The following is a 12085-nucleotide window of genomic DNA, read 5'->3' as shown; positions in this document are numbered from 1 at the left end:
TTTTATCGGATCAGTTTGAGTCGCGCTTTCTCCACAGAGCTACGGAACATTTTAAGGATCAGCACTTCGTAGTTTTCGATGATGATCATTTCTCCTTCGCGGGGAATTGTTCCGTGGGTGTAGTTGATTAAACCTGAAAGCGTTTCATAATGTTCGCTTTCCGGCAGTGGGTAAGGTAACAATTCATTAATATCAGCCAGGTATTCATGTGCATCCACGATGAAGTTATCGTCTTTCTGTTCAACGATGGGTGCTTCGTGGTCATGCTCATCCTGTATATCTCCCACCAGCTCTTCCAGGATATCTTCCATGGTAACAATACCTTCGGTATCGCCAAATTCGTTGGTGACTACGGCCATTTGCAGGCGTTGGCCCTGGAAAGTACGGAGCAGGTCTTTGATTTTCATGCTGTCGGGTACATAGAATACCGGCTTCATGATATCTTTAATGTCCTGCAGCGTTTTTTCGTGCATGCCTTTTACAACGTCTTTTGTATATATCACGCCTTTCAGTTCATCGAGGGAGCCGCTGAATACAGGGTAGCGGGAATAGCCATCTTTGATTACCTGGTCAATGAGCTGATCCAGGGGCAGATTGACATCGAGTGCGGAAATATCTTTGCGGTGGGTCAGGATTTCTTTTACGCGGCTATCATCGAATTCAAAAACGTTCTGGATCAGCTCCCGTTCTGTTTCTTCGATGGCGCCTCCTTCCTGGCTTTCCGAGATAATGAGTTTCAGTTCTTCTTCAGAGTGAATTTCCGATTCACCAGCCGGCGTAATCCCGATGAGGCGCAGGATGCTGTTGGCCAGGCCATTGAGCATCCAGATAAATGGACGGAAAATAACGAAGAGCACGCGCAGTGGTATGGCTACGGCCAAAGTAGTAGGCAATGGTTTACGGATAGCCATTGACTTAGGGGCCAGTTCTCCGAAAACAATATGCAATATCGTGATGATGGTAAAGGCAATGGCGACGGAAACACCTTCTACAACGCCGTGGGAAATGTTGTGGATACCCAGATGATCCATTCCTTTGAGCACAATGGCGGTCATAACCGACTCTCCTACCCAACCCAGACCCAGGGAGGCCAGGGTGATCCCTAATTGTGTGGCTGCCAGATAACCATCCAGGTTACTTAACACGCTTTTAGCGGCTGCTGTGGCCCTTTTGCTGGCCATACCGCCCTTGCTGTTGATTTGAGAGGTACGTACTTTAACAATGGCAAATTCTGCCGCAACAAAGAATCCGTTTAATAGCACTAAAATAATTGTCCAGAAAAGTTGCCAAAGCATGTAGTTCGTAGATTGGTTCGCAACCCCAAATATAGGTAAATCAATTTTTATACGTTGTAGTATTTTGGAGAATGGCGAATTATCGCCTCTCTTATCGCAATTTTTCTTCGATAGTCCACTTATTTCATAGAGTTTATGTATTTTGTGGTGAATTAAGGCCTGGAATATATAAAATGGAGAAAGAACTTACTACCCTGGATGCTCCGGTAACCACTACCACAGCGGAATCAAAGGCAATAGTGCCCGTGAATAGCAGCGCCGGTGACAATGGTGCGCTAAAAAAGCAGCGTTGGATATTTGGATTGGGCGGGATTTTATTATTGGCGATTATATTAGGTGTATCCTGGTGGCAATCGCCGGATTTTCGCACGTATGTGGAGGATGTACCCCCTACTTTTTATTATTTCCTGATAGCCGGTTTCATATTTGCCATGATTGATGGCGCCATTGGTATGTCTTATGGCATCACTTCCACTACTTTTTCCTTGTCGATGGGGATTCCGCCGGCATCTGCCAGCACGGCGGTGCATATTTCGGAAATACTGAGCTGCGGTATTGCAGGCTGGATGCACCAACGGATGGGCAATGTAAACAAGAAGCTCTTTAAAATCCTCATATTACCCGGCATTGCGGGCGCCGTAATTGGTGCTTACCTGCTGTCTTCCCTGGAACATTATGCGATGTATACGAAGCCGGTAGTATCCTTATATACCCTGATCCTGGGTACCATCATCCTGTTGCGGGCTATCCGTGCGCAACGCCAAAAACATGTCGTTAAAAAAATAAAGCGAATTGGCTTCCTGGGCTTTGGAGGCGGCTTTATAGATGCTATTGGCGGCGGCGGCTGGGGATCTATTGTATTATCCTCCCTGATTGCCGGTGGCAGGCATCCCCGCTTTTCACTGGGCACGGTGAAGGCTACCCGTTTTTTCATTGCCATGCTAAGCTCTCTCACTTTTATCACCGTACTCTCTCACGTTCACTGGGATGCAGTACTGGGGCTGGTAATAGGCAGCGCCATTGCTTCTCCTATTGCAGCCAAAGTATCCAATAAAATTTCTGCCAAAACAATTATGGTCGCGGTAGCGGTGATTGTAATCCTGGTAAGTATGAAGAGTATTTACAGCTTCCTGGTAAAAATCATATAGTCTTCGGCGTTAGTCGTTGTTAACTACCTGGTTTACCTTCAGGGTAATGGGTTTGTTGATTTCGTACTGTACCAGTGCTTTGATGGTGACCGCATCCTTATCACTGAAGGGTTTGCGGGGAAGATAGCGGGGATCAATATCTACCTGGATTTCTGCGGTTTTATCTTCAAAAAGGTAATTGTTATCACGCAACTTTTTGGTCACATAGCCGGTCACCTGTACCGCGGTGCTGTCATTATGCAGTTGTCTGGCATTGCGCATCACCTCTCCTATGGTATAGGTGCGATCCTGGACGAAAAAGGGCAGCAACAAACAGAGCAGCAAGCTTTTCATGGTGACAGATGGTTTTGCTAACAGCATAAACAATAATCATGTCTGATTGTTCACTGATCGGGCACATTTGGCTATCTTGTATCTTATAAATTTCATTCATGGGATTTCTTAAAAATTACAGTAGTATGTTTTGGCTGCTGGGTGGCATTATAGCCGGCAGTATAGCGGGACTGATTTTCGGGGGAAAAGTCGTTATTATTAAGCCTATCGGCGATATTTTTTTAAACCTGTTATTTACGGTCATTATACCGCTGGTATTTTTCAGTATTTCCAATGCCATGGCCCATATAGAGGCGGGGCATAAGTTGGGGAAAATATTAGGCACCATGTCATTGGTATTCCTCAGTACCATTCTGATATCTGCTTTTCTGACCATTGTAGCCGTATGGATTTTCCCGATTCATCAGTCGGTAGTATTATCTAAAACCCTGCACCTGGAGCAGCCGGGCAACTGGGGCGATCAACTGAGCCGGTTAGTAACAGTGAATGAATTTTATGAGTTGTTGTCGCGCAAAAATATGCTGCCTTTCATTATTTTTTCCGGGCTCATCGGATTTGCGGCCATGCGTGTAGGCGAGGCTGGTAAAGCCTTCCGGCAATTTTTGCATTCCGGCAATGAAGTGATGAAGGAAGTACTGGGCGTGATTATGAAAATAGGCCCGGTGGGATTGGGTGCTTATTTCGCTTACCAGGTGGGCACCGTAGGGCCACAGCTGTTTGGCACCTACGCGCAGTCGCTGGGCATTTATTATGGCTTCGGTATTGTTTATTTCATTTTCGGTTTCACGTTTTATGCGTTTATCGCCGGGGGACTTCCGGGCATTAAAATCTTCTGGAAAAATAATATCATTCCTACGCTCACCGCTGTGGGCACAGGCAGCAGTATCGCCACTATACCCGCTAATCTGGAAGCGGTGAGCAAAATGGGGGTACCGGCAGATATTGGTAATGTGGTGGTACCGCTGGGCGCCACCCTGCATAAAGATGGCTCCAGCATTTCCTCTATTATAAAAATGGCGGTGGTATTCAGTATGTTTGGCAGAAGCTTCGACAGCGTTACTGTAGTAGCCATGGCCATGGGCGTTACCGTTATTGCCAGTATTGTGGAAGGCGGTATTCCCAATGGCGGCTACATCGGCGAACTGCTGGTGATGAGCATCTATGGCTTCCCCGTGGAAGCATTGCCGCCGCTGATGATCATTGGCACGCTGGTAGATCCGTTGGCCACTATCCTGAATGCTACGGGCGACAATGTTGCCGCCATGCTTACAACACGCTTTCTGCGTGGACGCTCGCCGGCAGCTTCGTAAAGGCCTGCTCCAGATCAGCCAGGAGGTCGGCGGTTTCTTCGAGGCCTACCGAGAGGCGGATCAGGCTATCACTTACCCCTGCGGCTCTTCTCTTTTCAGCGGGGATAGATTTATGTGTCATGGCTGCCGGATGACATAACAAACTCTTGATCCCTCCCAGGCTTTCTGCCAGTTTGAAATATTGGGTAGACGTTACAAAAGCAGTAGCTGCTTCGGTGCTATCATTCTTCAATGTAAAAGAAATGATGCCGCCAAATCCTTTGCTCTGGCGCTTTGCCAGCTCATGACCTTTATGGGATGGCAGACCGGGATAGTATACTTTATCTACCGCCGGATGGTTTTCCAGGTATTCCGCCAACGCCTGTGCGTTGATTCCATGCTGTTTAATACGCAGGTGCAACGTTTCAATACCGCGTATCAGTAAGAAACTATCGAAGGGCCCGAGGATGGCGCCAGTGGCGTTTTGATAGAATTTAATTTCTTCTGCCAGCGGTATTGTTTTAGCAATCACTACACCGGCAATGAGGTCACTATGTCCGCCGAGATATTTGGTGGCGCTGTGTACCACCAGGTCTGCGCCCAGCTCCAGGGGCTTTTGCAGAATAGGAGATGCAAAGGTATTATCCACGCAAAACAAAATGTTATGCGCTTTGGCAATACGGCCAATGGCAGCAATATCGGAGATCTTAAGCGTAGGATTGGTAGGCGTTTCCAGCCATATTAAACGGGTAGCGGGTGTGATGGCATTGAATACCGCCTGTGTATCGGAGGTATCTACATAGGTCACGCGAATGCCAAACTTCTCATATACTTTATGAAAGAGCCGGAAAGCGCCGCCATAGATATCATCCACGGCAACGATTTCGTCACCGGATTTCAAGAGTTTAATCACGGCATCAATCGCTGCCAATCCACTACCAAAGAGGGATGCCGCGGCTCCGCCTTCCAGTTGTGCGATAATTTTTTCTGCCGTTTCGCGGGTGGGGTTATTGGAACGCGCATAGTCGTATCCTTTATTTACACCGGGTGCGTCCTGCACGAAAGTAGACGTTTGATAAATAGGTACTGCAATAGCGCCAGTACGGGGATCTACGGGAATTGAATGGATTAATTCAGTAATTGTGCTCATCTGTTTTTGATTTTTAGTTTGATGAAAATTGATTAAACAGGTCCGTTAAATGAGCATATCGGGGAAGGTAGGGGCATAAAAAAACTCACCTGTAGCCAGATGAGTTTGATCATTATATAGATATAATAATGTATTGCAAAACTTGTATCTGACTTATCTTTCCCAGCTAAACGCCAGGATGGATGCAGCACCTTTCTCCCCGCTAACAGCGGGGGATGGTTGCTAAGGTATCGTTGGGCCATTTCCCTCCTCCTTTCTTGATAAGCTATCTAAAGAACTGGTGCAAAGATAATACAGAAAAACAAACCACCAAATTTATTTTCCTACAAAATCAGTAGACTTCTGTTTTTTTATTTTTTTATGAGAGATGAATACCTCCGGGAAGCCGCTGTATCAAGGATCTAATGGATCGAGGGGATTGGCCTGCAGGGAGCGAAGGTCTGGTAAGAACGACAAAAAGTAAAGATCCGCTTGTTGGATATCTGCCGCAGGCAAATATCCCAGCTCTGTAGTACAACGCTGTTTAAACACTGGGCTGTTGACATATACCAGGTGCATGGCATCAGACACACACAACATCCGTTTGTTAACGGGGATGCCACTTCTCCAGGCAATGCGGACGGCGTTGCGTACATTGGTGGTGGTGTGTCTGGCATAAGGGTCCACCATTACAGCATTAGCGGGGATTTTCAGTTCGTTGACCAGGTACTTTTTCATCTCCACTCCTTCTGAATACGAGGTACCTACTGGTCTTACATGACCGCCGGATACAATGATAAACGGCGCCATACCTTTATTAAATAACTCTGCGCCGGCGCGGCAACGGCCTTTACCAGCATCGCTCAGGGCTTCTTTACCGGAGGGGCTGGCGCCGAGTATCAGCATGGCGGAATAGGTATATTTTGTCCAATCGGTTTTCTTTATTTGCGGATATACTTCACCGTTAGTGGCCGACATAGGCTCATAGCGTCCCGCTTCATCCCGGTGATTGAGTTCCAGCAGGTCCAGTGCCAGCGCTAAGGAAGGCTGGAAGAACAAATCAGCGGATTTACTTTGCTTTCCGATCCGGGTAATACTGCGTTGCACGGCGGTTTTATAGGAAGGCGACAGCACATAAAACCGGCCAGAGTCAATCATGGCGTAGCGCATGCCAGTGCCATTCGTATAGGCGTTAATGATATAGTTGATTCCATCGGCTGCATCTTTCCAGGCAGCGGAAAGCAGCCCCGCGTCGCTTTCTCCGGCGTGCAGTTCAAACAGTCCGCTGGCGCGCATTTCCTGTGTCAAACGGGCAAATGGCGCCGGATGTTGTTGCATTAAACGGGTAAGGGCGTCAGTAGTTTGCTGTATGGTGGCAGCTGAAAACAACAGCGTAGCCGGGCTTTCTGCTTTACTCACGGGATGGGTTATACGTTGTTTGTATGTTTCCCCCAGGGCTTTCAGGGCGCTGTCGTTATTCAGCAACAAAGGCAAGTCGGGTAATTTTTCCAACAGGGTAAACAGGTAAAAATTCCGGTCCTGCAACACATTAGGCCCGGTTATAAATTTATACTGCGGGTCCGGGTAGACTGATTGACTGTAAACAAATGATGATAATGTAAGGAACAGCAAACAGGTAAGACAACTTTTCAGATACTGCATCAGGGAAAAATTATATCACAACAATACTAAAAAAATATTAAGGGTTGTTGTTCCACTAAAAGTTATCACATATAAGAGGAATAGAGGGGTAATGGCGGCATACCCATCTTTCAATAAATAAAAAAATATAATGTATAAATTAACACAATACATATTTAATTCAGAAGTGTACAAATACCTATATCATTGATTTACATTGATTATCCATTAGTTATGGCCAATTAATTCATTTATTTTCGTGGGCGGTCCAACGGAACCTAAAGCCAACACCCAATTTTAAAATCACGATGTATAAGACCCACGAGAAAAAAACCTTTGTACGCTATACAGTGCTAACGATAATGGTTTTGGTATTGATGACATTCTTTATGATCATCTTTTTACGGAAACGGGAATCTCAGCAGTTAGGTATTGTTGTAAAAGACCTTGTTGCCACTAAAACAGATGCCGGTCATATTGACCAGGCCATGCAGCTGTTATATGCTGCTGATAACAATTTCCGTATCTATACACTTACGTACGACAAACATTATCTGAATACTTATGCGGGCCAGCTGAAGTTGATCGCCGCGCATCTGGACAGTGCGGTCGACTCCAAACAGGGAGAGCGGCAAATGGAAGCCCTCCTGGCGGATAAAGCCCGGAAATCACAGCTGTTCTTACAGACACGGCTATACGTAGATTCGTTATTGCAATTATCGCAGGTATGGGATACTACGGACAAGCCCTCCCCTGTACAGCAATTGAGCAGTATTCAGATCGCGCAACCAAAGCAACAGGCAGATACGGTAGTTACCACGGAAACCGCCCACAGCAAAGGCCGTAAAAAGTTGTTTGGCCGTCTTAAAGACGCTATCAGCAACAAGCCTAATATTCAGCAAACGAATAAGGAAGTCAGGATTGTACAGCATGATGCCCCTGCCAGTAATAAAGCATTTACCAGAGAGCAGCTGCAAAGAATACAGGATGCCTATACGAAGTTTATAAAAGAGGCTACCGAAAGCCATAATAACCTGAAGCAGAAAGAATATGCGCTGGTAGTGGCCAACGAGCGGTTGTTTACAGAATTGCTGCATCAGATGGCCGCACTAAAGCAACATATGCTGGATGAAACGGATAAAAGACGCCTGCAATTAGGACAAGATATTGACCATTCCCTGTATAAACTGGATAAACACAATTACTGGGAAATCCCATTGATCCTGTTAATGGCCGGTATTATTATTTATGGCCTGATTCGCCTGTACCGCTATGATCTGGCGCTGTTAAGAGCCAAGCAGGATGCAGAAAAATTTGCGCAGCAGAAAAGTGATTTTGCCGCAACTATCAGCCATGAACTGCGTACCCCGGTGCAGTCGATCCTGGGCTTTACCTATTTACTGGAACAGGATAGAACGCCGGAAACGGTGTCGGCTATACGTCATTCAGCAGATATGTTGTTACAGGTAGTGAATAACGTGCTGGACTATACGCGGATGGAGACAGCGGAACCGGTACTGCGACAGGAAAAGTTTGCGCCCCGCACCGCCATTGAGGAAGTTTGCAATTCCCTGGCAGTACAGGCAGAAATGAAATCGCTTTCATTGATCGTCAACATCTATTTCCCCAGTACCCTGCTGGTGATGGGCGATGCTTTCCGGTTGAAGCAGGTGCTGATTAACCTGGTGGCCAATGCCATTAAATTTACGGAGCAGGGCAGCGTAACCGTTACGGCACATGTGCGGGAAAATAATCTGTTGCAGGTTAGTGTAAAAGATACCGGGCCCGGTATTTCCCATAAAGAATTACCTTTGGTCTTCGACGCTTTCTCCCAGGGAAATAATCATTATCATAAAGGCAGTGGATTAGGATTACATATTTCCAGGAAGATAATAGATCTTCACAACGGTAAAATCCATGTGGAGAGCCTTCCTGGGAAAGGCACTACGTTTTATTTTGAAATCAGGTACCAGTTGATAACACCCTCTCCTGCTACCAAAAAAATTATTGTCCCCGTGAGCAATACATCCCCAGGCCCCATTATTCCAGCGGGCATCAGATTGTTAGTAGTAGAAGACAGCATCCTGAATCAGAAGCTGTTAGCCCTTATGCTCGACCGGATGCAGGCCACTTACCTCATTGTTTCCTCTGCAGAAGAGGCGCTGGAAGTATACCAGCGGGAATCGTTTGATTTTGTGCTGACCGACATCGACTTACCCGGCATAGATGGCCTGATGCTGACTGCCATGATCCGGGAACTGCCCGATAAAAAGAAGGCAGCCGTCACCATTATTGCCATTACCGGTAATGTTTTGGAAGATGATATTGCGCTGTATCTCCGCTCGGGATTAAATGATTACATCATGAAGCCATACCGCGAGGAGGACATCCTGGAGAAAATTACGCGCCATCATCAAATGGCGTAAATTGCGGCATGACTATCGCCGATCAGATTATTGCATTCAACAGCCACCTGCATTTTTCGGGTAAACTGCCAGCAGGTATCCGTGTCATGAATCCTTTTAAAGAAGGGGAAGGCATCATGGATATCATGACACAGTTTTATAAGAAATTTTATGACGATAAAAAGCCGCGGCAACTCATTCTCGGCATCAATCCCGGCCGATTAGGCTCTGGCTCTACCGGCGTTCCCTTTACCGATACCAAACGAATGCTGGAGAAGTGTGGCATCGAAATTAAGGGCCTGAAAACGCATGAACCTTCCTCTGTATTTGTATATGATGTGATAGACGCCTACGGGGGTGTAAAACCTTTTTACCAACACTTTTATATCAGCAGTATTTGTCCGCTTGGGTTTACCGCTTTACAGGCAGGCGGGAAAGAAGTGAATTATAATTATTACGACAGCGCTGCGCTCACCAAAGCGGCTTATCCTTTTATTGTGAGTAGCCTAAAGGAACAGTTGGAATGGAATATTGACCGGGAGGTATGTTATTGTATGGGTACGGGGAAAAACGCAGCATTTCTGCAGGCGTTAAATGCGCAGGAGCGCTTCTTCAAAACGATTGTGCCATTGGAGCATCCGCGGTTTGTGATGCAATATAAAAGCAAAACCAAGGACCAGTACGTTGACAAGTACCTGTCGGCTTTTGCGGATCACCAATAACCACGCTTTGTGGATTTTTTACGCTGTTTGTACGGCGATCTGATCGGCGATACTGTTGAGTAAACCCATTTCAAAACGATGACCGTTGTCTGTAGCGCCTGGTGCGCGTACATATCCGTCTTCATCTTTCTCCATTATTATTTCCTCCCCATTTACATCTACTAAAAAGCGTTCAGCGGAGCTGGGCTTTACATAAAAGCGACCTCCGGATGTTTTAATCATGAAAGCGTTCATAAGATCCTTTTCAGATCTTTCAGCAAATCACGGACCAGCAATGTCAGGACAAAAAATAATAATATTGATTCCAGATCAGTTCAAATTCCGCCTGCGTAATCAGCTCAGGGAAAAATAGCTTATCGCCGCTAATGTCCGCTATTTCAGGCATAACAAGGTCTGACAACGCCGTACCTCCAAAATGAAAATTACAATTGGCGATACCGAAACTTCCATCATCATAGATTTCGATCTTACGGTTTTCAAAACGCTGATTGTCTATTTCACTGTAGAGAAATATGGGTTGATCTTCAAAACGATGCAGCCATGAAATTTTCAGGTACTCCATCATTATACTTTTACCAGGCGGCAGTCCCAGGTATCCTTTGGTTGTTCTGTGGCCGAATCCGGCGTGACAACGCCCGTTATCTGGTAAATATTTCCTTCTTCGTGTAACCGGTCCCCTATCTGTGGGGTGAGGTCATCTTTAAACCGGATAGTGGCGATGATACCAAAGGATTTGTAACTGCGGATTTTTACAATATTCGCAGATCTTACCGGCAGCAGGTATTCGGCCCTTTTGCGATTGTGGCTCCGGTAAAGGGAGAACATCAGCCATAATGCCAGGGCAAACAGGCTAAGTAGCAGCAGATTCACGGCTTTAATTAGGTTTAGGTGATATAATCTTTCAATGGTTAAATCGTACCTCCCGTTGGCATAGCGAGGTAGTATAACAATATAGCGATTTTAATATATGTAAACAAATTTTTTTTGAGCAGAAAGCATAAAGCGGAAAGCAAAAAGCTATTTTAGCGGATGATCAGAGCGGATTTTGTCTTTTTCAGGATTAAACTGATTATACTGATTTTGTTTTTTGAGATTAAAAAAGATTAGCGGAGATGGATGAATAATATACCCATCTATCTCCGCTAATCTTATCAATTTTTCAAATTCTTTAAAATAAAAATCGGGAAATCAGTATAATCAGTTTAATCCTGAAAAAGACAAAATCCGCTCTGATCATCCGCTAAAATAGCTTTTTGCTTTCCGCTTTATGCTTTCAGCTCACCAAAAACCATTAACGGGTCATCGTATTTGAAAGGATATTCCAATGCATACCGAAGTTTACGGGAGCTGACTATTTTATAAGGCTGGTCTTCCACCGATAAGCGGCGGGGTACTGATATACCCATGGCTTGTGCGGCTGCTTTATAATAGTTGGATCGCAGCGGATGCCCGGTAGCGCAGGCGTTGAAGGTTTCCCCCCAGATATCTTTTTCTATGATGGTGCGGATCACCCCGATGCAATCGTCGCGGTGGATCACATTCATAGGTTGCTCATTGTTTCGTTTGCCTTCGCGTATGCGACGCTCATCAGGCAGGCGGTCGTAGCCGATTAATCCGCCGAAACGCAGGATGGTGGTTTCAAAGCGGGTGGCCATAATCAATTGTTTCTCTGCAGCGCGTAATGCCAGTCCATTAGGCGTTTCAGGCAACTCCTGGCTTTCTTCTGTTACCAGTCCGTTGATATCGGCATATACAGAGGTAGAGCTGATAAATATAACTTTGCTGATAGTCGTTGTTTCCAGGAAACTGCTCAACAGCGCAATTTCTTCCACATGTGCTTCTGCCCCTCTTTCCTTACGGGGAGGAATATTGATGATGAGTATATCAGCGTCCCAGAAAGCATCCGGGCCGGTAAGTACCTCTGTTGATAAAATAACTTCGTAGGCTTCCAGGCCAAGGGCAGTGAGTTCCGCCACACCCGCGGCGGAGGTTCTGGCTCCTTTTACAGCATAGCCGGCTTCCTGCAGATGCAGTGCCAATGGCTTTCCCAGCCATCCGCAACTTAAAATGCTAATCTTCGTTTGCTTCGTGTGCATATTAAAACTTTACCATGACCTAACAAC

At 45.9% G+C, this 12085-nt stretch carries 12 protein-coding genes and 1 riboswitch; of the genes, 4 read left to right on the top strand and 8 right to left on the bottom strand.

All coding sequences use genetic code 11. The annotated features are described in order from the left end of the window. Positions 1-2 precede the first annotated feature (2 nt). Positions 3-1295 carry a hemolysin family protein gene (locus tag AC1DFM_RS11020; protein ID WP_477076778.1) on the bottom strand — a complete coding sequence of 431 codons (1293 nt, stop codon included), beginning with the start codon at positions 1293-1295 and terminating at the stop codon, positions 3-5. Positions 1296-1468: 173 nt separating this feature from the next. On the opposite strand from AC1DFM_RS11020, the gene AC1DFM_RS11015 reads away from it, so the two are divergent. Continuing rightward, positions 1469-2443 carry a sulfite exporter TauE/SafE family protein gene (locus tag AC1DFM_RS11015; protein WP_477076777.1) on the top strand — a complete coding sequence of 325 codons (975 nt, stop codon included), beginning with the start codon at positions 1469-1471 and terminating at the stop codon, positions 2441-2443. A 9-nt stretch (positions 2444-2452) separates the two neighbouring features. Here the strand turns inward: AC1DFM_RS11015 and AC1DFM_RS11010 are convergent, their stop codons facing one another. Next, on the bottom strand, positions 2453-2776 hold the full coding sequence (locus AC1DFM_RS11010) for a NirD/YgiW/YdeI family stress tolerance protein (protein ID WP_477076776.1): 324 nt from the start codon (positions 2774-2776) through the stop codon (positions 2453-2455). 125 nt (positions 2777-2901) lie between these two features. Between AC1DFM_RS11010 and AC1DFM_RS11005 the strand changes: the two genes are divergently transcribed. After that, positions 2902-4086 (top strand): dicarboxylate/amino acid:cation symporter, encoded by a 1185-nt coding sequence (locus tag AC1DFM_RS11005; RefSeq protein ID WP_477076775.1) that lies wholly within the window; start codon positions 2902-2904, stop codon positions 4084-4086. Here the strand turns inward: AC1DFM_RS11005 and AC1DFM_RS11000 are convergent. Together AC1DFM_RS11000 and AC1DFM_RS10995 are read right to left on the bottom strand one after the other, a co-directional pair. Next, positions 4043-5215 carry a trans-sulfuration enzyme family protein gene (locus tag AC1DFM_RS11000; RefSeq protein WP_477076774.1) on the bottom strand — a complete coding sequence of 391 codons (1173 nt, stop codon included), beginning with the start codon at positions 5213-5215 and terminating at the stop codon, positions 4043-4045. The two genes, AC1DFM_RS11005 and AC1DFM_RS11000, sit on opposite strands and share 44 nt — an antisense overlap. A 150-nt stretch (positions 5216-5365) precedes the next feature. Then, a riboswitch (SAM riboswitch) is annotated at positions 5366-5482 on the bottom strand. Positions 5483-5608: 126 nt separating this feature from the next. Beyond that, on the bottom strand, positions 5609-6856 hold the full coding sequence (locus tag AC1DFM_RS10995) for a YdcF family protein (RefSeq protein ID WP_477076773.1): 1248 nt from the start codon (positions 6854-6856) through the stop codon (positions 5609-5611). A 368-nt stretch (positions 6857-7224) separates the two neighbouring features. Between AC1DFM_RS10995 and AC1DFM_RS10990 the strand changes: the two genes are divergently transcribed. Together AC1DFM_RS10990 and AC1DFM_RS10985 are read left to right on the top strand one after the other, a co-directional pair. After that, the gene (locus tag AC1DFM_RS10990; RefSeq protein WP_477076772.1) at positions 7225-9261 is read left to right on the top strand and encodes an ATP-binding response regulator; all 2037 of its coding nucleotides are present in this window, start codon (positions 7225-7227) and stop codon (positions 9259-9261) included. Between the two features lie 8 nt (positions 9262-9269). Beyond that, positions 9270-9962, top strand: coding sequence for a uracil-DNA glycosylase family protein (locus AC1DFM_RS10985; protein ID WP_477076771.1), 693 nt, complete (start codon positions 9270-9272; stop codon positions 9960-9962). A gap of 18 nt (positions 9963-9980) precedes the next feature. Here AC1DFM_RS10985 and AC1DFM_RS10980 read toward each other — a convergent pair whose 3' ends face one another. From AC1DFM_RS10980 to AC1DFM_RS10965, 4 genes are all read right to left on the bottom strand, one after another. Then, positions 9981-10196, bottom strand: a complete 216-nt coding sequence (locus AC1DFM_RS10980; protein WP_477076770.1) for a hypothetical protein — start codon at positions 10194-10196, stop codon at positions 9981-9983. A gap of 43 nt (positions 10197-10239) precedes the next feature. Further along, positions 10240-10524: a DUF6881 domain-containing protein gene (locus AC1DFM_RS10975; RefSeq protein ID WP_477076769.1), complete on the bottom strand. Its 285-nt coding sequence runs from the start codon at positions 10522-10524 to the stop codon at positions 10240-10242. Positions 10525-10526: 2 nt separating this feature from the next. After that, complete coding sequence (locus AC1DFM_RS10970; RefSeq protein WP_477076768.1) at positions 10527-10832, bottom strand: hypothetical protein; 306 nt, start codon at positions 10830-10832, stop codon at positions 10527-10529. 395 nt (positions 10833-11227) lie between these two features. Continuing rightward, positions 11228-12058: a Rossmann-fold NAD(P)-binding domain-containing protein gene (locus AC1DFM_RS10965; protein WP_477076767.1), complete on the bottom strand. Its 831-nt coding sequence runs from the start codon at positions 12056-12058 to the stop codon at positions 11228-11230. Positions 12059-12085 lie beyond the last annotated feature (27 nt).

The organism is Chitinophaga sp. 05T412, assembly GCF_056396465.1.
Note: the sequence above shows the minus strand (reverse complement) of the source record. Positions and strands in the feature narration are given on the sequence as shown.

Excerpts from the sequence above, each read along its gene's own strand:
- AC1DFM_RS10975 (WP_477076769.1), bottom strand. The coding sequence starts at position 10,524 with ATGGAGTACCTGAAAATTTCATGGCTGCATCGTTTTGAAGATCAACCC.
- AC1DFM_RS11000 (WP_477076774.1), bottom strand. The coding sequence starts at position 5,215 with ATGAGCACAATTACTGAATTAATCCATTCAATTCCCGTAGATCCCCGT.
- AC1DFM_RS10980 (WP_477076770.1), bottom strand. The coding sequence starts at position 10,196 with ATGAACGCTTTCATGATTAAAACATCCGGAGGTCGCTTTTATGTAAAG.
- AC1DFM_RS10990 (WP_477076772.1), top strand. The coding sequence starts at position 7,225 with ATGATCATCTTTTTACGGAAACGGGAATCTCAGCAGTTAGGTATTGTT.
- AC1DFM_RS11005 (WP_477076775.1), top strand. The coding sequence starts at position 2,902 with ATGTTTTGGCTGCTGGGTGGCATTATAGCCGGCAGTATAGCGGGACTG.
- AC1DFM_RS11010 (WP_477076776.1), bottom strand. The coding sequence starts at position 2,776 with ATGAAAAGCTTGCTGCTCTGTTTGTTGCTGCCCTTTTTCGTCCAGGAT.
- AC1DFM_RS10965 (WP_477076767.1), bottom strand. The coding sequence starts at position 12,058 with ATGCACACGAAGCAAACGAAGATTAGCATTTTAAGTTGCGGATGGCTG.
- AC1DFM_RS10985 (WP_477076771.1), top strand. The coding sequence starts at position 9,270 with ATGACTATCGCCGATCAGATTATTGCATTCAACAGCCACCTGCATTTT.
- AC1DFM_RS11015 (WP_477076777.1), top strand. The coding sequence starts at position 1,469 with ATGGAGAAAGAACTTACTACCCTGGATGCTCCGGTAACCACTACCACA.
- AC1DFM_RS11020 (WP_477076778.1), bottom strand. The coding sequence starts at position 1,295 with ATGCTTTGGCAACTTTTCTGGACAATTATTTTAGTGCTATTAAACGGA.
- AC1DFM_RS10995 (WP_477076773.1), bottom strand. The coding sequence starts at position 6,856 with ATGCAGTATCTGAAAAGTTGTCTTACCTGTTTGCTGTTCCTTACATTA.